The sequence below is a fragment of the Pseudomonas sp. B21-010 genome (assembly GCF_024749325.1).
Lineage (GTDB): Bacteria > Pseudomonadota > Gammaproteobacteria > Pseudomonadales > Pseudomonadaceae > Aquipseudomonas > Aquipseudomonas kilonensis.
This window is the reverse complement of record NZ_CP087198.1, coordinates 5,775,341-5,800,000: the sequence shown is the minus strand read 5'-3', so window position 1 is coordinate 5,800,000 and position 24,660 is coordinate 5,775,341. Positions and strand designations below refer to the sequence as shown.

20 protein-coding genes, 4 tRNA genes and 2 rRNA genes (1 of these 26 running past the window's edge) are annotated in these 24,660 nt (G+C 55.3%); all 26 read left to right on the top strand.

Annotation, left to right across the window (positions count from 1 at the left end):
• Positions 1–1,733, top strand: a 23S ribosomal RNA gene (locus tag LOY50_RS25935) (it extends 1,159 nt beyond the left edge of the window).
• Positions 1,734–1,898: 165 nt separating this feature from the next.
• A 5S ribosomal RNA gene (gene rrf / locus LOY50_RS25930) occupies positions 1,899–2,014 on the top strand.
• Between the two features lie 133 nt (positions 2,015–2,147).
• Entirely contained in the window at positions 2,148–3,104 is a 957-nt protein-coding gene (gene birA, locus LOY50_RS25925; RefSeq protein WP_253469868.1) for a bifunctional biotin--[acetyl-CoA-carboxylase] ligase/biotin operon repressor BirA, read from the top strand.
• Positions 3,094–3,843, top strand: a complete 750-nt coding sequence (locus LOY50_RS25920; protein WP_253469865.1) for a pantothenate kinase — start codon at positions 3,094–3,096, stop codon at positions 3,841–3,843. Before birA ends, LOY50_RS25920 begins: the two co-directional genes overlap by 11 nt.
• A gap of 7 nt (positions 3,844–3,850) precedes the next feature.
• Entirely contained in the window at positions 3,851–4,297 is a 447-nt protein-coding gene (locus LOY50_RS25915) for a hypothetical protein (RefSeq protein WP_253469862.1), read from the top strand.
• A 142-nt stretch (positions 4,298–4,439) separates the two neighbouring features.
• Positions 4,440–4,524: transfer RNA gene (locus tag LOY50_RS25910), tRNA-Tyr, on the top strand.
• 24 nt (positions 4,525–4,548) lie between these two features.
• Positions 4,549–4,622: transfer RNA gene (locus LOY50_RS25905), tRNA-Gly, on the top strand.
• Positions 4,623–4,648: 26 nt separating this feature from the next.
• Positions 4,649–4,724, top strand: a tRNA-Thr gene (locus LOY50_RS25900).
• 84 nt (positions 4,725–4,808) lie between these two features.
• Positions 4,809–6,002, top strand: coding sequence for an elongation factor Tu (gene tuf / locus LOY50_RS25895; RefSeq protein WP_003186103.1), 1,194 nt, complete (start codon positions 4,809–4,811; stop codon positions 6,000–6,002).
• 53 nt (positions 6,003–6,055) lie between these two features.
• Positions 6,056–6,131 (top strand) — tRNA-Trp (locus tag LOY50_RS25890).
• Positions 6,132–6,176: 45 nt separating this feature from the next.
• Positions 6,177–6,545 (top strand): preprotein translocase subunit SecE, encoded by a 369-nt coding sequence (secE, locus tag LOY50_RS25885; RefSeq protein WP_003206102.1) that lies wholly within the window; start codon positions 6,177–6,179, stop codon positions 6,543–6,545.
• Between the two features lie 9 nt (positions 6,546–6,554).
• On the top strand, positions 6,555–7,088 hold the full coding sequence (gene nusG, locus LOY50_RS25880) for a transcription termination/antitermination protein NusG (RefSeq protein ID WP_003186097.1): 534 nt from the start codon (positions 6,555–6,557) through the stop codon (positions 7,086–7,088).
• Between the two features lie 117 nt (positions 7,089–7,205).
• Positions 7,206–7,637, top strand: a complete 432-nt coding sequence (gene rplK, locus LOY50_RS25875) for a 50S ribosomal protein L11 (RefSeq protein WP_003176435.1) — start codon at positions 7,206–7,208, stop codon at positions 7,635–7,637.
• Positions 7,637–8,332 carry a 50S ribosomal protein L1 gene (gene rplA, locus LOY50_RS25870; protein WP_003186095.1) on the top strand — a complete coding sequence of 232 codons (696 nt, stop codon included), beginning with the start codon at positions 7,637–7,639 and terminating at the stop codon, positions 8,330–8,332. Before rplK ends, rplA begins: the two co-directional genes overlap by 1 nt.
• A gap of 198 nt (positions 8,333–8,530) precedes the next feature.
• Positions 8,531–9,031: a 50S ribosomal protein L10 gene (gene rplJ / locus LOY50_RS25865; protein ID WP_214512567.1), complete on the top strand. Its 501-nt coding sequence runs from the start codon at positions 8,531–8,533 to the stop codon at positions 9,029–9,031.
• A 78-nt stretch (positions 9,032–9,109) separates the two neighbouring features.
• A complete protein-coding gene (rplL, locus tag LOY50_RS25860) occupies positions 9,110–9,475 on the top strand; it encodes a 50S ribosomal protein L7/L12 (protein WP_053125869.1) in 366 nt (121 codons plus the stop codon).
• Between the two features lie 220 nt (positions 9,476–9,695).
• Entirely contained in the window at positions 9,696–13,769 is a 4,074-nt protein-coding gene (gene rpoB, locus LOY50_RS25855) for a DNA-directed RNA polymerase subunit beta (protein WP_024619109.1), read from the top strand.
• A gap of 64 nt (positions 13,770–13,833) precedes the next feature.
• The gene (gene rpoC, locus LOY50_RS25850) at positions 13,834–18,033 is read left to right on the top strand and encodes a DNA-directed RNA polymerase subunit beta' (RefSeq protein WP_018611969.1); all 4,200 of its coding nucleotides are present in this window, start codon (positions 13,834–13,836) and stop codon (positions 18,031–18,033) included.
• Between the two features lie 216 nt (positions 18,034–18,249).
• Positions 18,250–18,621, top strand: coding sequence for a 30S ribosomal protein S12 (gene rpsL, locus LOY50_RS25845; protein ID WP_003186084.1), 372 nt, complete (start codon positions 18,250–18,252; stop codon positions 18,619–18,621).
• A 102-nt stretch (positions 18,622–18,723) separates the two neighbouring features.
• Entirely contained in the window at positions 18,724–19,194 is a 471-nt protein-coding gene (gene rpsG / locus LOY50_RS25840) for a 30S ribosomal protein S7 (RefSeq protein WP_003186074.1), read from the top strand.
• A gap of 30 nt (positions 19,195–19,224) precedes the next feature.
• Positions 19,225–21,330 (top strand): elongation factor G, encoded by a 2,106-nt coding sequence (gene fusA, locus LOY50_RS25835; RefSeq protein ID WP_258689523.1) that lies wholly within the window; start codon positions 19,225–19,227, stop codon positions 21,328–21,330.
• Between the two features lie 30 nt (positions 21,331–21,360).
• Positions 21,361–22,554 carry an elongation factor Tu gene (gene tuf / locus LOY50_RS25830; protein ID WP_003186071.1) on the top strand — a complete coding sequence of 398 codons (1,194 nt, stop codon included), beginning with the start codon at positions 21,361–21,363 and terminating at the stop codon, positions 22,552–22,554.
• 156 nt (positions 22,555–22,710) lie between these two features.
• On the top strand, positions 22,711–23,022 hold the full coding sequence (gene rpsJ, locus LOY50_RS25825; RefSeq protein ID WP_003186070.1) for a 30S ribosomal protein S10: 312 nt from the start codon (positions 22,711–22,713) through the stop codon (positions 23,020–23,022).
• An 80-nt stretch (positions 23,023–23,102) separates the two neighbouring features.
• The gene (gene rplC, locus LOY50_RS25820; RefSeq protein ID WP_003186059.1) at positions 23,103–23,738 is read left to right on the top strand and encodes a 50S ribosomal protein L3; all 636 of its coding nucleotides are present in this window, start codon (positions 23,103–23,105) and stop codon (positions 23,736–23,738) included.
• 12 nt (positions 23,739–23,750) lie between these two features.
• On the top strand, positions 23,751–24,353 hold the full coding sequence (gene rplD, locus LOY50_RS25815) for a 50S ribosomal protein L4 (RefSeq protein ID WP_003186057.1): 603 nt from the start codon (positions 23,751–23,753) through the stop codon (positions 24,351–24,353).
• Positions 24,350–24,649 carry a 50S ribosomal protein L23 gene (gene rplW, locus LOY50_RS25810; protein ID WP_002555488.1) on the top strand — a complete coding sequence of 100 codons (300 nt, stop codon included), beginning with the start codon at positions 24,350–24,352 and terminating at the stop codon, positions 24,647–24,649. Before rplD ends, rplW begins: the two co-directional genes overlap by 4 nt.
• Positions 24,650–24,660 lie beyond the last annotated feature (11 nt).

The window sequence follows — 24,660 nt, the reverse complement described above, 5'->3', positions numbered from 1 at the left end:
CACGTAAGTGATGCGGTAGAGGAGCGTTCTGTAAGCCTGTGAAGGTGAGTTGAGAAGCTTGCTGGAGGTATCAGAAGTGCGAATGCTGACATGAGTAACGACAATGGGTGTGAAAAACACCCACGCCGAAAGACCAAGGTTTCCTGCGCAACGTTAATCGACGCAGGGTTAGTCGGTCCCTAAGGCGAGGCTGAAAAGCGTAGTCGATGGAAAACAGGTTAATATTCCTGTACTTCTGGTTATTGCGATGGAGGGACGGAGAAGGCTAGGCCAGCTTGGCGTTGGTTGTCCAAGTTTAAGGTGGTAGGCTGGAATCTTAGGTAAATCCGGGATTCTAAGGCCGAGAGCTGATGACGAGTTACCCTTTGGGTGACGAAGTGGTTGATGCCATGCTTCCAAGAAAAGCTTCTAAGCTTCAGGTAACCAGGAACCGTACCCCAAACCGACACAGGTGGTTGGGTAGAGAATACCAAGGCGCTTGAGAGAACTCGGGTGAAGGAACTAGGCAAAATGGCACCGTAACTTCGGGAGAAGGTGCGCCGGTGAGGGTGAAGCACTTGCTGCGTAAGCCCACGCCGGTCGAAGATACCAGGCCGCTGCGACTGTTTATTAAAAACACAGCACTCTGCAAACACGAAAGTGGACGTATAGGGTGTGACGCCTGCCCGGTGCCGGAAGGTTAATTGATGGGGTTAGCTAACGCGAAGCTCTTGATCGAAGCCCCGGTAAACGGCGGCCGTAACTATAACGGTCCTAAGGTAGCGAAATTCCTTGTCGGGTAAGTTCCGACCTGCACGAATGGCGTAACGATGGCGGCGCTGTCTCCACCCGAGACTCAGTGAAATTGAAATCGCTGTGAAGATGCAGTGTATCCGCGGCTAGACGGAAAGACCCCGTGAACCTTTACTATAGCTTTGCACTGGACTTTGAATTTGCTTGTGTAGGATAGGTGGGAGGCTTTGAAGCGTGGACGCCAGTTCGCGTGGAGCCATCCTTGAAATACCACCCTGGCAACTTTGAGGTTCTAACTCAGGTCCGTTATCCGGATCGAGGACAGTGTATGGTGGGTAGTTTGACTGGGGCGGTCTCCTCCTAAAGAGTAACGGAGGAGTACGAAGGTGCGCTCAGACCGGTCGGAAATCGGTCGTAGAGTATAAAGGCAAAAGCGCGCTTGACTGCGAGACAGACACGTCGAGCAGGTACGAAAGTAGGTCTTAGTGATCCGGTGGTTCTGTATGGAAGGGCCATCGCTCAACGGATAAAAGGTACTCCGGGGATAACAGGCTGATACCGCCCAAGAGTTCATATCGACGGCGGTGTTTGGCACCTCGATGTCGGCTCATCACATCCTGGGGCTGAAGCCGGTCCCAAGGGTATGGCTGTTCGCCATTTAAAGTGGTACGCGAGCTGGGTTTAGAACGTCGTGAGACAGTTCGGTCCCTATCTGCCGTGGACGTTTGAGATTTGAGAGGGGCTGCTCCTAGTACGAGAGGACCGGAGTGGACGAACCTCTGGTGTTCCGGTTGTCACGCCAGTGGCATTGCCGGGTAGCTATGTTCGGAAAAGATAACCGCTGAAAGCATCTAAGCGGGAAACTTGCCTCAAGATGAGATCTCACTGGGACCTTGAGTCCCCTGAAGGGCCGTCGAAGACTACGACGTTGATAGGCAGGGTGTGTAAGCGCTGTGAGGCGTTGAGCTAACCTGTACTAATTGCCCGTGAGGCTTGACCATATAACACCCAAGCAATTTGTAACTCCAAGCCAACGGCGAAGAGACCAGATTGCGGTGTGTGAAGACGAAACGAACCGAAAGTTCGAATCTCACAAAACACCGACGCTATCACATACCCAATTTGCTGAAGCGAGGCCAACTGGCCACGACTCAGTACCCGAATTTCTTGACGACCATAGAGCATTGGAACCACCTGATCCCATCCCGAACTCAGCAGTGAAACGATGCATCGCCGATGGTAGTGTGGGGTTTCCCCATGTGAGAGTAGGTCATCGTCAAGATTAAATTCCGAAACCCCTATCTGCTGATGCAGGTAGGGGTTTTGTTTTGCCCGCAGGAAAGTCATTTTGTGTTTCTATGCAACTGTCTTGTGCATGGCTATCATGCGGGCCTCATTATCAGGGCGCACTCCGCATGCTCACGTTGCTAAAACTTCTGAAGGATGGTCGCTTTCATTCAGGGCAGGCGCTGGGTGCTGCTTTGGGTATCAGTCGTAGTGCTGTATGGAAGCAATTGCAGCACTTGGAAGCAGAAATAGGGCTGTCTGTTCATAAGGTTCGAGGTAGGGGGTATCAGTTGGCTAAGCCTCTGGTGCTTTTGGATGCTGCAGAGATTTACGCAAAGGGCCTTCATGAGTGGCCTGTCCATATCTTCGACGCTATCGATTCGACCAACGCCGAGGCGTTGCGTTTGATCGAGCCGGGAGCGGCGGCGCCGTTCATGGTTTTGGCCGAGCGACAGACCGCTGGGCGCGGTCGTCGTGGTCGTAAGTGGGTCAGTCCGTTTGCCGAAAACCTCTATCACAGCCTGGTTCTGCGCATTGACGGTGGCATGCGGCAGATCGAAGGGCTGAGCCTGGTCGTCGGACTTGCTGTCATGCATGCCCTGCGTGATATGGGGATCGCTGAGGCGGGGCTGAAATGGCCTAATGATGTCCTGGTGGGAGAGAAAAAGATCGCCGGCATCTTGCTTGAGTTGGTGGGGGATCCTGCGGACGTTTGCCATGTTGTCCTTGGCGTGGGGATTAATGTGAATATGCAATCGACTGATGAGGTCGACCAGCAGTGGACATCCATGTGCCTTGAGGCTGGAAGGGATTTTGATCGAAATGAGCTGGTGGCACGATTGGGTGCGAAGCTTCAGCACTATCTGAGGCTTCATCACGCATCGGGGTTTGCCGCAATACAGTCGGAGTGGGAGCAATACCATCTTTGGCAGGGCAGGGCTGTCTCCTTGATTGCCGGTGTTAATAAGATTGACGGTATTGTGCTGGGCATTGATCACCAGGGTGCGCTGCGTTTGAAGGTAGACGGTGTGGAAAAAAACTTTAGCGGTGGTGAGCTCAGCCTGAGGTTGCGTGATGATTCTTGAGCTTGACTGCGGCAATAGCTTTATCAAATGGCGTGTTCTTCGTGCCGATGGGGTGACGCCGGTCGAAGGTGGCGTGGTCAGCTCTGACAGCGATTTGCTGGTGAGCCTGAGTAATGCCGAGAAGTTCCAACTCAAGAAATGTCGTCTTGTTAGTGTAAGGACCCCGGAGGAGACGGATTCATTGGTCGCCTCTCTCGTTGATGTGTTTGGGGTGTCGGTGACTCGCGCTGTGCCTGCCCGAGAAATGGCAGGGGTGAAAAACGGCTATCAGGATTACGAGCGGTTGGGGCTTGATCGATGGTTGGCCTTGCTTGGTGGGTACCATCTTGCTTCAGGTGCGTGCCTGGTCCTTGATTTTGGTACTGCCATTACGGCTGATTTTGTAGCGGCGGACGGTGAGCATCTCGGCGGATTCATTTGTCCGGGCATGCCTTTGATGCGTAACCAATTGCGTACTCATACGCGAAGAATTCGCTATGACGATATGGCCGCCGAGCGAGCCCATGAGAGTCTCGCTCCAGGTCGGACAACTGTCGAAGCGGTCGAGCGCGGTTGCATGTTGATGCTCAGAGGGTTTGTCCTGACTCAGCTTGAATTGGCGCAGCAATATTGGGGAAAGGATTTCGTGGTGTTTCTCACGGGTGGGGATGCCAATCTGGTTTCCGGGGTTGTTCCTGATGCCAAGGTGGTGCCCGACCTGGTTTTTGTCGGTTTGGCGATGGCCTGTCCTTTGTCTTGAGGTTTCTATGCGGTGGTTGTTTCTGTTGTTGCTGGTTTTGAATGTCTTCTACTACATCTGGCATCAACAGGAGGCCCCACTTCGCGCCAAGGATGTGACCCCACTCAGTTTATACCGTGGTTCGCAGCAGGATATTCACCTGTTGAGCGAGACGGCGGATGCACTTGTCAGGCGCGACCTGGGTAAACCCGGTGAGGCGCAAAAAACTTGTGTTTACTTGGGTGGTTTTGTTCGTCCGGAGCTGGCCAGGCAGCTGGAGCAGCGATTGGCTGCCTCGGGCGTCGCGGGTCGTTCTGCAGCGCCAAATGTCCCTGAGGGTGGGGGATTCTGGGTTCAGGTTTCCCAGGAAAGCGCAGGAAAGGTGAATGAAACGTTGCTTCAAAACCTTTCTAAAGAATTCAATGAGTTAAAACATAAAATAATGCCATGCGAGGGGGTTGCACCCGCTGGGTAGTTTGCATAGAATGGCGCCCGCTTCGCAGCGAAGACCTTTAAAGGTTAGCGGTACGAAGCGACGTCAACGCAGCTAACCTCAGGTTTTTAATGAGAAAATGCTTGACAGAAGGCTGGCATGATATAGAATGCCGGCTCGCTTAGGAGGGGTTCCCGAGCGGCCAAAGGGATCAGACTGTAAATCTGACGTCTACGACTTCGAAGGTTCGAATCCTTCCCCCTCCACCATTTTTAGCGTGAGCTGCAAGCTCCGCGGGTATAGTTTAGTGGTAGAACCTCAGCCTTCCAAGCTGATGATGCGGGTTCGATTCCCGCTACCCGCTCCAAGTTTGCAGGTTGTGCAAAGTGTTTCGCTCTTGTAGCTCAGTTGGTAGAGCACACCCTTGGTAAGGGTGAGGTCAGCGGTTCAAATCCGCTCAAGAGCTCCATATAACAAGGCAGATATGAAAATATCTGCCTTTGTTTTAATGGCTTGTGTGACTCGCTAAATTCTTCTCCTAGGGGTGATTTCGATGGCTAAGGAAAAGTTCGAACGTAATAAGCCGCACGTCAACGTTGGTACCATTGGTCATGTTGACCACGGTAAAACCACGCTGACCGCTGCTCTGACCCGTGTCTGCTCCGAAGTTTTCGGTTCGGCCAAGGTTGACTTCGACAAGATCGACAGCGCCCCGGAAGAAAAAGCTCGCGGTATCACCATCAACACCGCTCACGTTGAATACGATTCGGCCGTGCGTCACTACGCACACGTTGACTGCCCAGGTCACGCCGACTACGTAAAAAACATGATCACCGGTGCTGCCCAGATGGACGGCGCGATCCTGGTTTGCTCGGCCGCTGATGGTCCGATGCCGCAAACCCGTGAGCACATCCTGCTGTCCCGTCAGGTAGGCGTTCCGTACATCGTTGTCTTCCTGAACAAGGCTGACATGGTTGACGACGCTGAGCTGCTGGAACTGGTTGAGATGGAAGTGCGCGATCTGCTGAGCACTTACGATTTCCCAGGTGATGACACTCCAATCATCATCGGTTCGGCTCTGATGGCTCTGAACGGCCAAGACGACAACGAAATGGGCACCACTGCTGTCAAGAAGCTGGTGGAAACTCTGGACAGCTACATCCCAGAGCCGGAGCGTGCTATCGACAAGCCGTTCCTGATGCCGATCGAAGACGTATTCTCGATCTCCGGTCGCGGTACTGTTGTGACTGGTCGTGTTGAGCGTGGCATCGTCCGTATCCAGGAAGAAGTTGAGATCGTCGGTCTGCGCGATACTCAGAAAACTACCTGCACTGGCGTTGAAATGTTCCGCAAGCTGCTCGACGAAGGTCGTGCTGGCGAGAACTGCGGCGTGCTGCTGCGCGGCACCAAGCGTGACGACGTTGAGCGTGGCCAGGTTCTGGTCAAGCCGGGCACCGTCAAGCCGCACACCAAGTTCACCGCAGAAGTTTACGTTCTGAGCAAGGAAGAAGGCGGTCGTCATACTCCGTTCTTCAAAGGCTACCGTCCACAGTTCTACTTCCGTACAACTGACGTGACTGGTAACTGCGAGCTGCCAGAAGGCGTTGAAATGGTAATGCCAGGTGACAACATTCAGATGACTGTTACCTTGATCAAGACCATTGCGATGGAAGATGGTCTGCGTTTCGCTATCCGTGAAGGCGGTCGTACCGTCGGCGCTGGCGTCGTAGCCAAAGTCATCGAGTAAACAGTTGTAATGTCTTTTTCGGGCCGGCATAATGGTCGGCCTGATTTTGTTTTAGGTCAGTAGCTCAATTGGCAGAGCGACGGTCTCCAAAACCGTAGGTTGGGGGTTCGATTCCCTCCTGACCTGCCAGATTCACTCAGTGTGTCTGGCTTTCTTTTCACAGGATCTTCATAGATGACTCCTAAAGCTGAAGCTCAAGGCTCTCGCTTCGATCTGCTCAAGTGGCTAGTGGTAGTTGCTTTGGTGGTTATTGGCGTTGTTGGCAATCAGTATTATTCTGCTTCGCCGATCCTGTACCGCGTACTTGCATTGCTCGCCATTGCTGCTGTTGCTGCCTTTGTAGGCCTGCAGACAGCCAAGGGCAAGTCTTTCTTTGTACTCGCTAAGGAAGCTCGCACTGAGATTCGTAAAGTCGTATGGCCGACTCGCCAAGAAACCACGCAGACCACGTTGATCGTTGTGGCTGTTGTTCTGGTAATGGCGTTGCTGTTGTGGGGGCTCGATTCCCTGCTCGGCTGGCTTGTTTCCTTGATTGTTGGCTAAGGGTGTCCCGTGGCTAAGCGTTGGTACGTTGTGCATGCTTACTCGGGTTACGAGAAGCATGTTATGCGCTCGCTGGTAGAGCGCGTAAAGCTGGCTGGCATGGAAGATGGCTTTGGCGAGATTCTGGTCCCCACTGAAGAAGTGGTTGAGATGCGTAATGGCCAGAAGCGCAAAAGTGAACGTAAGTTCTTTCCGGGCTACGTGCTGGTACAGATGGATATGAACGAAGGGACTTGGCACTTGGTCAAGGATACCCCTCGGGTGATGGGCTTCATTGGCGGTACCGCCGACAAGCCTGCACCGATCACGGATAAAGAGGCAGAAGCGATTCTGCGTCGCGTCGCTGATGGTAGCGACAAGCCGAAGCCGAAGACACTGTTTGAGCCAGGTGAGGTTGTACGCGTCACCGACGGTCCATTCGCTGATTTCAACGGCACGGTTGAAGAAGTTAACTACGAAAAGAGCCGGATCCAAGTGGCAGTGCTCATTTTCGGTCGCTCTACTCCGGTAGAGCTAGAGTTCAGTCAGGTCGAAAAGGTCTGATTGAACAGGCATCCCAACCCCGCAGCCCAAGGCTGTGGGGTTTTGTCGTCACTGGGATAAACGCGCAAGTAACCGGGGAGCCTTTCGAGGCGTTCGAACCCGTAATTGGAGTGCCTCATGGCCAAGAAAATTACCGCTTACATCAAGCTGCAAGTGAAGGCCGCTCAGGCTAACCCAAGCCCACCTGTTGGTCCTGCCCTGGGTCAGCACGGCGTGAACATCATGGAATTCTGCAAGGCCTTCAACGCCCGTACTCAGGGTCTTGAGCCAGGTCTGCCGACTCCAGTGATCATCACTGTCTACAGCGACCGTAGCTTCACTTTCGAAACAAAAAGCACCCCAGCTTCGGTTCTGCTGAAGAAGGCTGCAGGTTTGACCAGCGGTTCCGCTCGTCCAAACACCGTTAAGGTTGGCACCGTTACCCGTGCTCAGCTGGAAGAAATCGCGAAAACCAAAAACGCGGATCTGACTGCAGCTGATATGGATGCAGCCGTGCGTACTATCGCCGGTTCTGCTCGTAGCATGGGCCTTAACGTGGAGGGTGTGTAATGGCTAAGCTGACCAAGCGTCAAAAGGCTATCGCCGGCAAAATCGAAGCAGGCAAGGCCTACAACTTTGTAGACGCCGCCGCTCTGCTGGCTGAGCTGTCGACTGTCAAGTTCAGCGAGTCGTTCGACGTTGCTGTAAACCTGGGCGTTGACCCACGTAAATCCGACCAGGTCGTTCGTAGCGCTACCGTGCTGCCACACGGCACTGGCAAGACCGTTCGTGTAGCTGTCTTCACCCAGGGCCCAGCAGCTGAAGCTGCTCTGGCTGCTGGTGCTGATCGCGTAGGCATGGACGATCTGGCTGCTGAAATGAAGGGCGGCGACCTGAACTATGACGTAGTGATCGCATCTCCGGATGCCATGCGCGTTGTAGGTCAGTTGGGTCAGATCCTCGGTCCACGTGGTCTGATGCCTAACCCTAAAGTCGGCACCGTAACCCCAGACGTAGCCACCGCGGTTAAAAACGCCAAGGCTGGTCAGGTTCGTTATCGCACCGACAAAAACGGCATCATCCACACTTCCGTTGGCAAGATCGGCTTCGACGCCGTCAAGCTGAAGGAAAACGTTGAAGCCCTGATCGCTGATCTGAAGCGTATCAAGCCAGCTTCTTCGAAAGGTATCTACGTCAAGCGCGTTACCCTGAGCACCACTATGGGCCCAGGTCTGGTCATCGATCAGAGCTCGCTCGACGCGTAAGACTCAGATTGGCGCAAGTAATTGCGCCAATCAAAAAATTGGGGTCCCTGCCTGGCGGGGGCTGTCCAAGACCGTAGGCGGCGCAAGTCTTAAACCACAAGCCTACGCAGATGGTGCTCCCGGTTCCTTACCGAATCAGACACCAAAACGACATTCGGTTTCGACTGAATGAAACGGTAACAAGCAGGAGTTAAACCCGTGGCAATTAATCTCGAAGACAAGAAGGCCATCGTCGCTGAAGTCAACGAGGCTGCCAAAGTCGCTCTGTCCGCTGTCGTGGCTGATGCCCGTGGCGTAACAGTAGGCGCAATGACCGGACTCCGTAAAGAGGCTCGTGAAGCTGGCGTTTACGTACGTGTCGTACGTAACACCCTGCTCAAGCGCGCTGTTGCTGGCACTGAATACAGTGTTCTCAACGACGTGTTCACCGGCCCGACCCTGATCGCGTTCTCCAAAGATCATCCAGGCGCTGCTGCCCGTTTGTTCAAGGAATTCGCCAAGGGTCAGGATAAGTTCGAGATCAAGGCAGCTGCGTTCGAGGGCAAGTTCCTCGCAGCTAATCAGATCGATGTACTGGCAACACTGCCGACCCGCGACGAAGCCATTTCGCAGCTGATGAGCGTGATTCAAGGCGCTACCAGCAAGCTGGCTCGTACTCTGGCTGCAGTTCGCGAGCAAAAAGAAGCTGCCGCAGCCTAAGGCTGAGCACTTCCTCTCGCGCTTTTTTGTTTATTTCGATGGCCGCGTAGGCCGTCCCCCAATTCAGGAAATACAGTAATGTCTATCTCCCAAGACGATATCCTCAACGCCGTAGCTGAAATGTCGGTTCTGCAGGTTGTTGAGCTGATCAAAGCTTTCGAAGAGAAATTCGGCGTTTCCGCTGCCGCTGCTTCCGCTGGCCCAGCTGCTGCTGCCGCCGTTGTTGAAGAGCAAACCGAATTCAACGTCATGCTGACCGAAGCTGGCGAGAAGAAAGTAAACGTGATCAAGGCAGTACGTGAACTGACCGGTCTGGGCCTGAAAGAAGCCAAGGCTGTAGTTGACGGCGCTCCTGCCATGGTTCTGGAAGCTGTTGCCAAAGACGCAGCTGACAAAGCCAAAGCAGTTCTGGAAGAAGCAGGCGCTAAAGTCGAGCTGAAGTAAGCATCGACTTTGCGTCTCCAGCCCGAGCGTTAAGCGACAGGCTGATGGCTGGTGGCTCTTGCCACCGGCCTTTTTCCGTTATTGGCAGCCGACTGGGTCGGTGCTGATCGCGAGCTGTAACCACCCGATGTGGTGGCGCAAACCATGGGGTTTGCACGATTTTCTGGCTGCTCCCGTCGGGAGGGGCCAAACAAGCAGGTGACCAAGCTGGGGAACGCTGATGGCTTACTCATATACTGAGAAAAAACGTATCCGCAAGGACTTTAGCAAGTTGCCGGACGTCATGGATGTGCCGTACCTCCTGGCCATCCAGCTGGATTCGTATCGTGAATTCTTGCAAGCGGGAGCGACTAAAGATCAGTTCCGCGACGTGGGCCTGCATGCGGCCTTCAAATCCGTTTTCCCGATCATCAGCTACTCCGGCAATGCTGCGCTGGAGTACGTCGGTTATCGCCTGGGCGAACCGGCATTTGATGTCAAAGAATGCGTATTGCGCGGTGTTACTTACGCCGTACCTTTGCGGGTAAAAGTGCGCCTGATCATTTTCGACAAAGAATCGTCGAACAAAGCGATCAAGGACATCAAAGAGCAAGAAGTCTACATGGGTGAAATCCCCCTGATGACTGAGAACGGTACCTTCGTAATCAACGGTACCGAGCGTGTAATCGTTTCCCAGCTGCACCGTTCTCCGGGCGTGTTCTTCGACCACGACCGTGGCAAGACGCACAGCTCCGGCAAACTGCTTTACTCCGCGCGCATCATTCCTTACCGCGGTTCGTGGTTGGACTTCGAGTTCGACCCGAAAGACTGCGTATTCGTGCGTATCGACCGTCGTCGCAAGCTGCCTGCATCGGTACTGCTGCGCGCGCTCGGCTATACCACCGAAGAAGTGCTGGACGCGTTCTACACCACCAACGTTTTCCATGTGCAAGGTGAAAACCTCAGCCTGGAACTGGTGCCTCAGCGCCTGCGCGGTGAAATCGCTGTCCTCGATATCCAGGATGACAAAGGCAAGGTTATTGTCGAGCAGGGTCGTCGTATCACCGCTCGCCACATCAACCAGCTGGAAAAAGCCGGGATCAAAGAGCTGCAGGTGCCTCTGGACTACGTCCTGGGTCGCACCACGGCCAAGGTCATCGTGCATCCGGCCACCGGCGAAATCCTGGCGGAGTGCAACACCGAGCTGAACACCGAGATCCTGGCAAAAATCGCCAAGGCCCAGGTCGTTCGCATCGAGACGCTGTACACCAACGACATCGACTGCGGCCCGTTCATCTCCGACACGCTGAAGATCGACTCCACCGGCAACCAACTGGAAGCCCTGGTCGAGATCTATCGCATGATGCGTCCTGGCGAGCCGCCAACCAAGGATGCAGCCGAGACCCTGTTCAACAACCTGTTCTTCAGCCCTGAGCGTTATGACCTGTCTGCGGTCGGCCGGATGAAGTTCAACCGTCGTATCGGTCGTACCGAAATCGAAGGTTCGGGTGTACTGAACAAGGACGACATCGTTGCTGTCCTCAAGACCCTGGTCGACATCCGTAACGGCAAGGGCATCGTCGATGACATCGACCACCTGGGTAACCGTCGTGTTCGCTGTGTAGGCGAGATGGCCGAGAACCAGTTCCGTGTTGGCCTGGTGCGCGTAGAGCGTGCGGTCAAGGAACGTCTGTCGATGGCTGAAAGCGAAGGCCTGATGCCGCAAGACCTGATCAACGCCAAGCCTGTGGCTGCGGCGGTGAAGGAGTTCTTCGGTTCGAGCCAGCTGTCCCAGTTCATGGACCAGAACAACCCGCTGTCCGAGATCACCCACAAGCGTCGTGTCTCCGCACTCGGCCCGGGCGGTCTGACCCGTGAGCGTGCAGGCTTCGAGGTTCGTGACGTACACCCGACGCACTACGGTCGTGTATGCCCGATCGAAACGCCGGAAGGTCCGAACATCGGTCTGATCAACTCCCTGGCTGCCTATGCGCGCACCAACCAGTACGGCTTCCTCGAGAGCCCGTACCGTGTGGTGAAAGACGCCCTGGTGACCGACGAGATCGTGTTCCTGTCCGCCATCGAAGAAGCAGATCACGTGATCGCTCAGGCTTCGGCCACGATGAACGACAAGAAAGTCCTGATCGACGAGCTGGTAGCTGTTCGTCACTTGAACGAGTTCACCGTCAAGGCGCCGGAAGACGTCACCTTGATGGACGTATCGCCGAAGCAGGTAGTTTCGGTTGCAGCGTCGCTGATCCCGTTCCTCGAGCACGACGACGCCAACCGTGCGTTGATGGGTTCGAACATGCAGCGTCAAGCTGTACCCACCCTGCGTGCCGACAAGCCGCTGGTAGGTACCGGCATGGAGCGTAACGTTGCCCGTGACTCCGGCGTTTGCGTCGTGGCTCGTCGTGGTGGCGTGATCGACTCCGTCGACGCCAGCCGTATCGTGGTTCGTGTTGCCGATGACGAAGTTGAAACTGGCGAAGCCGGTGTCGACATCTACAACCTGACCAAATACACCCGCTCCAACCAGAACACCTGCATCAACCAGCGTCCGCTGGTGAGCAAGGGTGATCGGGTTCAGCGCAGCGACATCATGGCCGACGGTCCGTCCACCGATATGGGTGAACTGGCGTTGGGTCAGAACATGCGCATCGCGTTCATGGCATGGAACGGCTTCAACTTCGAAGACTCCATCTGCCTGTCCGAGCGTGTGGTTCAGGAAGACCGCTTCACCACGATCCACATCCAGGAACTGACCTGTGTGGCCCGTGACACCAAGCTTGGCCCAGAGGAAATCACTGCGGACATCCCGAACGTGGGTGAAGCTGCACTGAACAAGCTGGACGAAGCCGGTATCGTTTACGTAGGTGCTGAAGTAGGCGCAGGCGACATCCTGGTGGGCAAGGTCACTCCGAAAGGCGAGACCCAGCTGACTCCGGAAGAAAAACTGCTGCGTGCCATCTTCGGTGAAAAAGCCAGCGACGTTAAAGACACCTCCCTGCGCGTGCCTACCGGCACCAAGGGTACCGTCATCGACGTACAGGTCTTCACTCGCGACGGTGTTGAGCGTGATGCTCGTGCACTGTCCATTGAGAAGACTCAACTCGACGAGATCCGCAAGGACCTGAACGAAGAGTTCCGTATCGTCGAAGGCGCAACTTTCGAGCGTCTGCGCTCCGCTCTGGTCGGCCACAAAGCCGAAGGCGGCGCCGGCCTGAAGAAAGGTCAGGAAATCACCGACGAAGTTCTCGACGGTCTTGAGCATGGCCAGTGGTTCAAACTGCGCATGGCTGAAGATGCTCTGAACGAGCAGCTCGAGAAGGCTCAGGCCTACATCGTTGATCGCCGCCGTCTGCTGGACGACAAGTTCGAAGACAAGAAGCGCAAACTGCAGCAGGGCGATGACCTGGCTCCAGGCGTGCTGAAAATCGTCAAGGTTTACCTGGCAATCCGTCGCCGCATCCAGCCGGGCGACAAGATGGCCGGTCGTCACGGTAACAAGGGTGTGGTCTCCGTGATCATGCCGGTTGAAGACATGCCGCACGATGCCAATGGCACCCCGGTCGATGTGGTCCTCAACCCGTTGGGCGTACCTTCGCGTATGAACGTTGGTCAGATCCTTGAAACCCACCTGGGCCTCGCGGCCAAGGGCTTGGGCGAGAAGATCAACCGTATGATCGAAGAGCAGCGCAAGGTCGCTGACCTGCGTAAGTTCCTGCACGAGATCTACAACGAGATCGGCGGCCGCAACGAAGAGCTGGACACCTTCACCGACCAGGAAATCCTGGATCTGGCGAAGAACCTGCGCGGCGGCGTTCCAATGGCTACTCCGGTGTTCGACGGTGCCAAGGAAAGCGAAATCAAGGCCATGCTGAAACTGGCAGACTTGCCAGAAAGCGGCCAGATGCAGCTGTTCGACGGCCGTACCGGCAACAAGTTCGAGCGCCCGGTTACCGTTGGCTACATGTACATGCTGAAGCTGAACCACTTGGTAGACGACAAGATGCACGCTCGTTCTACCGGTTCTTACAGCCTGGTTACTCAGCAGCCGCTGGGTGGTAAGGCGCAGTTCGGTGGTCAGCGTTTCGGGGAGATGGAGGTCTGGGCACTGGAAGCGTACGGTGCTGCATACACTCTGCAAGAAATGCTCACAGTGAAGTCGGACGATGTGAACGGCCGGACCAAGATGTACAAAAACATCGTGGACGGCGATCACCGTATGGAGCCGGGCATGCCCGAGTCTTTCAACGTGTTGATCAAGGAAATTCGTTCCCTCGGCATCGATATCGATCTGGAAACCGAATAACACGTGACGCGAATCGAGAGCGGGGCTGTTTTGCCCGCTCTCTGCTCCGCCAGGAGGAAAGGCCTTGAAAGACCTACTGAATTTGCTGAAAAACCAGGGTCAAGTCGAAGAGTTCGACGCCATCCGTATTGGATTGGCATCGCCTGAGATGATCCGTTCGTGGTCGTTCGGTGAAGTTAAAAAGCCGGAAACCATTAACTACCGTACGTTCAAACCTGAGCGTGACGGCCTGTTCTGCGCCAAGATCTTTGGCCCGGTCAAGGATTACGAGTGCCTGTGCGGTAAGTACAAGCGCTTGAAGCACCGTGGTGTGATCTGCGAGAAGTGCGGCGTTGAAGTCGCGCTGGCAAAAGTTCGTCGTGAGCGCATGGCGCACATCGAACTGGCCTCGCCGGTTGCTCACATCTGGTTCCTGAAATCGCTGCCGTCCCGTATCGGCCTGCTGATGGACATGACCCTGCGTGATATCGAACGCGTTCTCTACTTCGAGAGCTATGTCGTTATCGATCCAGGCATGACCACCCTTGAAAAAGGTCAGCTGCTCAACGACGAGCAGTACTTCGAAGCGCTGGAAGAGTTCGGCGACGATTTCGATGCCCGCATGGGTGCCGAAGCTGTCCGCGAACTGCTGCACGCTATCGACCTGGAACACGAGATTGGCCGTCTGCGCGAAGAAATTCCGCAAACCAACTCCGAAACCAAGATCAAGAAGCTGTCCAAGCGTCTGAAGTTGATGGAAGCCTTCCAGGGTTCCGGCAACCTGCCAGAGTGGATGGTGCTGACCGTTCTGCCGGTTCTGCCGCCAGATCTGCGTCCACTGGTTCCGCTCGATGGCGGTCGTTTCGCGACTTCCGACCTCAACGATCTGTATCGTCGAGTGATCAACCGTAACAACCGCTTGAAGCGTCTGCTCGATCTGTCCGCTCCGGACATCATCGTGCGCAACGAAAAGCGTATGTTGCAGGAAGCGGTCGACGCACTGCTCGACAACGGTCGTCGTGGCCGCGCTATCACCGGTTCCAACAAGCGTCCTCTGAAATCCCTGGCTGACATGATCAAGGGTAAGCAGGGTCGTTTCCGTCAGAACTTGCTCGGTAAGCGTGTTGACTACTCCGGTCGTTCGGTAATTACCGTAGGTCCGACCCTGCGTCTGCACCAGTGCGGTCTGCCTAAGAAAATGGCTCTGGAGCTGTTCAAGCCGTTCATTTTCGGCAAGCTGGAAATGCGTGGTCTCGCGACTACCATCAAGGCCGCCAAGAAGATGGTCGAGCGCGAGCTGCCAGAGGTCTGGGACGTTCTCGCCGAAGTGATTCGCGAACACCCGGTTCTGCTCAACCGTGCACCGACCCTTCACCGTCTGGGTATCCAGGCGTTTGAACCGGTACTGATCGAAGGTAAGGCTATCCAGCTGCACCCGTTGGTCTGTGCTGCGTACAACGCCGACTTCGACGGCGACCAAATGGCCGTGCACGTACCGCTGACACTGGAAGCCCAGTTGGAAGCGCGTGCGTTGATGATGTCGACCAACAACATCCTGTCGCCAGCCAACGGTGAGCCAATCATCGTTCCGTCGCAGGACGTTGTATTGGGTCTGTACTACATGACGCGTGAAGCGATCAACGCCAAGGGCGAAGGTCGTGTGTTCGCGGATCTGCAAGAAGTTGACCGTGTGTTCCGTGCCGGCGAAGCCGCACTGCACGCCAAGGTCAAGGTGCGGATCAACGAAACCGTGAACGATCGTGACGGCGGCAGCGTGACCAACACTCGTATTGTCGACACTACCGTCGGCCGTGCGCTGTTGTTCCAGGTTGTGCCAAAAGGTCTGTCCTACGACGTCGTCAACCTGCCGATGAAGAAAAAGGCGATCTCCAAGCTGATCAACCAGTGCTACCGCGTGGTTGGTCTGAAAGAGACCGTGATCTTCGCTGACCAGTTGATGTACACCGGTTTTGCCTATTCGACCATTTCCGGCGTTTCCATCGGTGTTAACGACTTCGTTATCCCGGATGAAAAAGCCCGCATCATCGGTGCAGCTACCGAAGAAGTGAAAGAGATCGAAAGTCAGTACGCCTCCGGCCTGGTAACCCAGGGCGAGAAGTACAACAAAGTGATCGACCTCTGGTCCAAGGCGAACGACGAAGTTTCCAAGGCGATGATGGCCAACCTCTCGAAAGAGAAAGTCATCGACCGTCATGGCAACGAAGTCGACCAGGAGTCCTTCAACTCGATGTACATGATGGCCGACTCGGGCGCACGGGGTTCTGCTGCGCAGATCCGTCAGCTCGCCGGTATGCGTGGCCTGATGGCCAAGCCGGACGGTTCCATCATCGAGACCCCGATTACCGCGAACTTCCGTGAAGGTTTGAGCGTACTTCAGTACTTCATCTCCACTCACGGTGCTCGTAAGGGTCTTGCGGATACCGCCTTGAAAACGGCGAACTCCGGTTACCTGACTCGTCGTCTGGTAGACGTTGCCCAGGATCTGGTCGTGACCGAGATCGATTGCGGCACCGAACATGGCCTGGTAATGACTCCGCACATTGAAGGCGGTGACGTTGTAGAGCCGTTGGGTGAACGCGTATTGGGTCGTGTCATCGCCCGTGACGTATTCAAGCCGGGTACCGAGGACGTGATCGTTCCTGCGGGCACCCTGGTTGACGAGAAGTGGGTCGAGTTCATCGAACTCAACAGCATCGACGAAGTGATCGTACGTTCGCCGATCAGCTGCGAAACTCGCTACGGCATCTGCGCCAAGTGCTACGGTCGCGACCTGGCACGTGGTCACCAAGTGAACATCGGTGAAGCGGTCGGCGTTATCGCTGCCCAGTCCATCGGTGAGCCGGGTACCCAGCTGACGATGCGTACGTTCCACATCGGTGGTGCGGCAAGCCGGACCTCCGCGGCCGACAGCGTTCAGGTGAAGAATGGCGGTACCGTCCGTCTGCACAACCTGAAGCACGTTGAGCGAGTGGATGGTCACCTGGTTGCTGTGTCCCGTTCCGGTGAGCTGGCCATCGCTGACGACTTCGGTCGCGAGCGCGAGCGCTACAAGCTGCCGTACGGTGCTGTGATTTCGGTTAAAGAAGGTGACAAGGTCGACGCTGGCGCCATCGTGGCCAAGTGGGACCCGCACACTCACCCGATCGTTACCGAAATGAAAGGTACCGTGACCTACGTGGGCATGGAAGAAGGCATCACGATCAAGCGTCAGACCGACGAATTGACCGGTATGACCAACATTGAAGTACTCGATGCGAAAGATCGTCCAGCTGCCGGCAAGGACATCCGTCCTGCTGTGAAGATGGTCGACGACAACGGCAAGGATCTGTTGCTGCCAGGCACTGACGTTATCGCTCAGTACTTCCTGCCAGCCAACGCCCTGGTCGGTGTAGCGGATGGTGCGAAGATCGCGATCGGTGATGTTATCGCTCGTATTCCGCAAGAGACTTCGAAAACTCGCGACATCACCGGTGGTCTGCCGCGTGTTGCCGACTTGTTCGAAGCCCGTCGTCCGAAAGAAGCCTCGATTCTGGCTGAAGTCAGCGGCACCATCGCGTTCGGTAAAGAGACCAAAGGCAAACGCCGTCTGGTTATCACCCCGAACGACGGTACCGATCCGTACGAAGAGCTGATTCCGAAGTGGCGTCACCTGAACGTGTTCGAAGGCGAACAGGTAAACCGCGGCGAAGTTATCTCGGACGGTCCGAGCGATCCACACGACATCCTGCGTCTGCTGGGTGTGAGTGCGCTGGCCAAGTACATCGTGAACGAGATCCAGGACGTTTACCGTCTGCAAGGCGTGAAGATCAACGACAAGCACATCGAGACCATCCTGCGTCAGATGCTGCGTAAAGTTGAGATCGCTGAATCCGGCGATTCCAGTTTCATCAAGGGCGACCAGATGGAATTGACTCACGTACTGGTAGAGAACGAGCGTCTGAGCGGCGAAGACAAGTTTGTCTCCAAGTTCACTCGCGTTCTGCTGGGTATCACCAAGGCGTCGTTGTCCACCGAATCGTTCATCTCGGCGGCTTCCTTCCAGGAAACCACTCGCGTACTGACCGAAGCGGCGGTAACCGGCAAGCGCGATTACCTGCGCGGGCTGAAAGAAAACGTGGTCGTGGGTCGTCTGATCCCGGCCGGTACCGGTTTGGCCTATCACAGCGAACGCAAGCGTCGCCGTGAAGCTGACAAGCCGTTGCGCGTAAGCGCCAGTGAAGTGGAAGCTGCACTGACCGAAGCACTGAACTCGAGTGGTAACTGAGTTCTGCGGTAATTGAGTGCCTGGCCCTGGTCACCCCGTTCGGCGGATCGAGACAAATTGTCGAGATCCGGCGGGCGGGGAGGTCGGGGCCTTGCCTTGACTGGGGACAAGATCCTCTTTAGACTCTTGATCCCCTAAATTTGGCGGGAATTCGTTCCTGCCATTTTGCTTTTCTTGTAAGACAATAGCGTCGCAAGACAACAGTGGAGCTAGTAGATGGCAACTATCAACCAGCTGGTACGTCAGCCGCGTAAGCGTATCGTCGAGAAATCCGACGTGCCTGCGCTGCAGAACTGCCCGCAACGTCGTGGCGTATGCACCCGTGTGTATACCACCACGCCGAAAAAACCTAACTCGGCACTGCGTAAAGTATGCCGTGTGCGTCTGACCAACGGTTTCGAGGTTTCCTCGTACATCGGCGGTGAAGGCCACAACCTGCAAGAGCACAGCGTGGTACTGATCCGCGGCGGTCGTGTAAAAGACTTGCCAGGTGTTCGTTACCACACCGTTCGCGGCTCTTTGGATACTTCCGGCGTTAAAGGTCGTAACCAAGGTCGTTCGAAGTACGGTACCAAGCGTCCGAAATAATCGGCCGTTTTGCAGTTTTTAATTTTATTGAGTCGATAAGAGTAAGGTCGGGCACGCATCTGCTGTCCCGGGCTAACCTGAAGACCGTTTGAGGGCTTATCAATGCCAAGACGTCGCGTAGCAGCCAAACGTGAGATTCTGGACGATCCGAAATACGGAAGCCAGATTCTCGCCAAGTTCATGAACCACGTAATGGAAAGCGGCAAGAAAGCCGTTGCCGAGCGTATCGTTTATGGCGCACTGGACAAAGTTAAGGAACGCAAGAACAGCGATCCCCTGGAAATCTTCGAGAAAGCTCTCGACGCCATCGCTCCGCTGGTCGAAGTGAAGTCGCGCCGTGTAGGCGGTGCTACTTACCAGGTTCCGGTCGAAGTTCGTCCGTCCCGTCGTAACGCCCTGGCAATGCGCTGGTTGGTAGACTTCGCCCGCAAGCGCGGCGAGAAGTCCATGGCCCTGCGTTTGGCTGGCGAACTGTTGGACGCTGCTGAAGGTAAAGGTGCTGCAGTTAAGAAGCGTGAAGACGTGCACCGTATGGCTGAAGCCAACAAGGCTTTCTCGCACTACCGCTTCTAATTTTAGCGTCACTCAATTTGCGAGGGCTTTATGGCTCGTACTACACCGATTAACCGCTACCGTAACATCGGTATCGTTGCTCACGTGGATGCTGGTAAAACCACCACCACTGAGCGCGTCCTTTTTTACACCGGCAAAAGTCACAAGATGGGCGAGGTGCATGATGGCGCCGCGACCACCGACTGGATGGTGCAGGAGCAGGAGCGTGGTATTACCATTACTTCTGCTGCCATTACCGCTTTCTGGAAGGGTTCCGAGAAGCAGTACAAGGACGAGCACCGCTTCAACGTCATCGATACCCCGGGCCACGTTGACTTCACCATTGAAGTAGAACGTTCCCTGCGCGTACTCGACGGCGCTGTGGTTGTATTCTGCGGTACCTCGGGCGTTGAGCCTCAGTCGGAAACCGTATGGCGTCAAGCCAACAAATACGGCGTTCCGCGTCTTGTTTATGTAAACAAGATGGACCGTGCTGGTGCCAACTTCCTGCGCGTGATCGGTCAGATCAAGCAGCGTCTGGGCCACACTCCGGTGCCTATCCAGCTGGCTATCGGTTCCGAAGACAACTTCCAGGGTCAGATCGATCTGATCAACATGCAAGCTGTCTACTGGGACGATGCTGACAAGGGCATGGTCCCTGTTCGCAAGGATATTCCTGCTGAATTGCTGGAAGAAGCCGAGAAGTGGCGCGGCAACATGGTTGAGGCTGCGGCCGAAGCCAACGAAGAGCTGATGAACAAGTACCTCGAGGGTGAAGAACTCACCAACGAGGAAATCAAGGCCGCTCTGCGTCAGCGTACTATCGCTGGTGAAATCGTCCTGGCTGTTTGCGGTTCTTCCTTCAAGAACAAGGGTGTTCCCCTGGTTCTCGACGCCGTTATCGACTTCCTGCCTGCGCCAACCGATATTCCTGCCATCAAGGGTACCGACCCGGATGACGAGACTATCGAGCTGGAGCGTCATGCAGACGACAACGAGCCGTTCTCGGCTCTGGCGTTCAAGATCGCTACCGACCCATTCGTGGGTACCTTGACCTTTGTTCGAGTTTACTCGGGCGTGTTGAACTCCGGCGACGGCGTGATCAACTCTGTAAAAGGCAAGAAAGAGCGCGTAGGCCGTATGGTGCAAATGCACGCAAACGCCCGCGAAGAGATCAAGGAAGTGCGCGCTGGTGACATCGCGGCCTTGATCGGCATGAAGGACGTCACCACTGGTGAAACCTTGTGCAATGGCGACAAGCCAATCATCCTGGTTCGCATGGACTTCCCGGAGCCGGTTATTTCGGTTGCCGTTGAGCCTAAGACCAAGGACGACCAGGAAAAAATGGGTATCGCTCTGGGCAAGCTTGCTCAGGAAGACCCGTCTTTCCGCGTCAAGACTGATGAAGAGACTGGTCAGACGATCATCTCCGGCATGGGCGAGTTGCACCTGGACATCCTGGTTGACCGGATGCGCCGTGAGTTCAACGTCGAAGCCAACATCGGTAAGCCTCAGGTTTCCTATCGTGAGCGCATCACGAAGAACTGTGAAATCGAAGGCAAGTTCGTTCGCCAATCCGGCGGTCGTGGCCAGTTCGGTCACTGCTGGATCCGTTTTGCACCGGCTGACGAAGGTCAGGAAGGTCTGCAATTCGTGAACGAAGTCGTAGGTGGTGTGGTTCCTAAGGAATACATCCCGGCGATCCAGAAGGGTATCGAAGAGCAGATGAAGAACGGCGTTGTTGCCGGCTATCCGCTGATCGGCCTGAAGGCGACTGTGTTTGATGGTTCTTACCACGACGTCGACTCCAACGAGATGGCGTTCAAGGTGGCTGCTTCCATGGCAACCAAGCAACTGGCCCAGAAGGGCGGTGGTGAGTTGCTCGAGCCGATCATGGCAGTAGAAGTCGTTACGCCTGAAGACTACATGGGTGATGTCATGGGCGACCTTAACCGTCGTCGTGGCATGATTCTGGGTATGGAAGATACGGTTTCCGGCAAGGTTATTCGTGCCGAGGTTCCGTTGGGTGAAATGTTCGGTTACGCGACCGACGTTCGTTCCATGTCTCAGGGTCGCGCAAGCTACTCTATGGAATTCAAAAAATACAATACAGCTCCGTCGCATATCGTCGAGACTGTTACCAAAAAACAAGGCTGATTCAGCCCTTTAGGCAAGGAGTTAATTGTCGTGGCTAAAGAAAAATTTGATCGTTCCCTACCGCACGTCAACGTTGGCACCATTGGTCACGTTGACCACGGTAAAACCACTCTGACTGCTGCTCTGACTCGCGTCTGCTCCGAAGTTTTCGGTTCGGCCGTTGTTGCTTTCGACAAGATCGACAGCGCTCCGGAAGAAAAGGCTCGTGGTATCACCATCAACACCGCGCACGTTGAGTACAACTCTTCGATTCGTCACTACGCTCACGTTGACTGCCCAGGTCACGCTGACTATGTGAAGAACATGATCACTGGTGCTGCCCAGATGGACGGCGCGATCCTGGTTTGCTCGGCCGCTGATGGTCCGATGCCGCAAACCCGTGAGCACATCCTGCTGTCCCGTCAGGTAGGCGTTCCGTACATCGTTGTCTTCCTGAACAAGGCTGACATGGTTGACGACGCTGAGCTGCTGGAACTGGTTGAGATGGAAGTGCGCGATCTGCTGAGCACTTACGACTTCCCAGGTGATGACACTCCAATCATCATCGGTTCGGCTCTGATGGCTCTGAACGGCCAAGACGACAACGAAATGGGTACCACCGCTGTCAAGCGTCTGGTAGAAACTCTGGACAGCTACATCCCAGAACCAGTTCGTGTTATCGACAAGCCGTTCCTGATGCCAATCGAAGACGTATTCTCGATCTCCGGTCGCGGTACTGTTGTGACTGGTCGTATCGAGCGCGGTATCGTCAAGGTTCAGGATCCACTGGAAATCGTAGGTCTGCGTGACACCACCGTCACCACCTGCACCGGTGTTGAAATGTTCCGTAAACTGCTCGACGAAGGTCGTGCTGGCGAGAACTGCGGCGTTCTGCTGCGTGGTACCAAGCGTGACGACGTTGAGCGTGGCCAGGTTCTGGTTAAGCCGGGTTCGGTCAAGCCGCACACCAAGTTCGAAGCTGAAGTGTACGTTCTGAGCAAAGAAGAAGGCGGTCGTCACACTCCGTTCTTCAAAGGCTACCGTCCACAGTTCTACTTCCGGACCACTGACGTGACCGGTAACTGCGAACTGCCGGAAGGCGTTGAAATGGTAATGCCAGGCGACAACATCAAAATGGTTGTCACCCTGATCAAGACCATCGCAATGGAAGACGGTCTGCGTTTCGCTATTCGTGAAGGCGGTCGTACCGTCGGCGCTGGCGTCGTAGCCAAAATCATCGAGTAAGCTCTTTTTGAGTCAGCTTCGATGAGTTGAGAAAGCCCCCGCCCAGCGGGGGCTTTTTTATTGGGTTGACACCTATATGGGGCGTCTATAGAATTGCGCCTCCTTTTAACGGGCGTATTGCGCTCGGTGGGAATAGCAGCCGGAGTCTGAAATCCAATGCAAAATCAGCAAATCCGTATCAGGTTGAAGGCTTTTGACCATCGCCTGATCGACCAATCCACCCAGGAAATCGTGGAAACCGCGAAACGTACTGGTGCTCAAGTGCGTGGTCCAATTCCACTGCCTACCCGTAAAGAGCGGTTCACCGTTCTGGTCTCCCCGCACGTCAACAAAGACGCGCGTGACCAGTACGAGATCCGTACTCATAAGCGCGTTCTGGACATCGTCCAGCCAACGGATAAAACCGTTGATGCACTTATGAAGCTTGATCTTGCGGCCGGTGTGGAAGTGCAGATCAGCCTCGGCTAAGACTCGGTCTTAGTCGTGTAACGCTCTGAAATGGGCGGCCATAGCGGGTGAAAGCCCCGTACACTCATGAGGTTTACAACATGACTATTGGTGTAGTCGGTCGTAAATGCGGTATGACCCGTATTTTCACCGAAGAAGGTGTCTCCATTCCGGTCACGGTCATTGAGATCGAGCCGAATCGCGTCACCCAGTTCAAAACTGAAGAGACCGATGGCTATCGTGCAGTGCAAGTCACTGTCGGCGAGCGTCGCGCTTCGCGTGTAACAGCAGCTCAGGCTGGCCACTTCGCCAAGGCGAACGTTGCCGCTGGTCGTACCGTAATGGAATTCCGCCTTGAAGAAGGCGAGTACCAGGCCGGCGATCTGATCAACGCTGAAATCTTCGCCGCTGGTCAACTGGTTGATGTAACCGGTCAGTCCAAGGGTAAAGGCTTCCAGGGTACGATCAAGCGTTGGAACTTCCGCGGGCAAGATAATACCCACGGTAACTCCGTATCCCACCGCGTTCCAGGCTCTATCGGCCAGTGCCAGACTCCTGGTCGTGTATTCAAGGGCAAAAAAATGTCCGGTCATATGGGCGCTGAGCGCGTGACCGTGCAGTCCCTCGAAGTAGTGCGCGTGGACGCTGAACGCAATCTGTTGTTGGTCAAGGGCGCTGTTCCTGGCGCTACTGGCGGCAACTTGGTTGTACGTCCAGCAGCCAAGGCTCGCGGTTAAGGGGAAGCTGACATGCAATTAAATGTAAATGACGCTCAAGCGATCGAAGTTTCCGAACTGACATTTGGCGGCGAATTCAACGAGACGCTGGTTCACCAAGCAGTCGTGGCCTACATGGCCGGCGGCCGTCAAGGTAGCAAGCAGCAAAAGACCCGTTCCGACGTTTCCGGTGGCGGCAAGCGCCCATGGCGTCAGAAAGGTACTGGCCGTGCTCGTGCCGGTACTATCCGTAGCCCAATCTGGCGTGGCGGCGGTACCACTTTCGCAGCTCGTCCTCAGGATCACTCCCAGAAGCTGAACAAGAAGATGTATCGCGCAGCAATGCGTTCCATCCTTGCTGAGCTGGTGCGTACTGATCGTCTGGTCGTGGTTCAGGACTTCGCTGTTGAAGCACCGAAAACCAAAGATCTGCTGAACAAGCTGAACGGCATGGGCCTGACTGACGTCCTGATCGTGTCTGACGCTGTTGATCAGAACCTGTACCTGGCTGCTCGCAACCTGCCACACGTCGACGTTCGTGACGTGCAGGGTTCCGATCCGGTCAGTCTGATCGCATACGACAAGGTGTTGATCACCGTGTCGGCCGTGAAGAAATTCGAGGAGCTGCTGGGATGAACCAGGAACGCGTATTTAAAGTTCTGCTTGGCCCGCACGTTTCCGAGAAGGCTACGGTTCTGGCAGACAAGAAAGGCCAGTTCGTTTTCAAGGTTGCGACCGACGCAACCAAGCTGGAAATCAAGAAGGCCGTCGAAAGCCTGTTCAGCGTGAAAGTAGAGCGCGTGACTACCCTGAACGTTCTGGGTAAAAGCAAGCGCACTGCTCGCGGTCTGGGCAAGCGTAATGACTGGAAGAAGGCAGTTATCTCCCTTCAGCCAGGCCAAGATCTCGATTTCAGCAGCAGTGCTGAGTAAGGAAGGGGTGC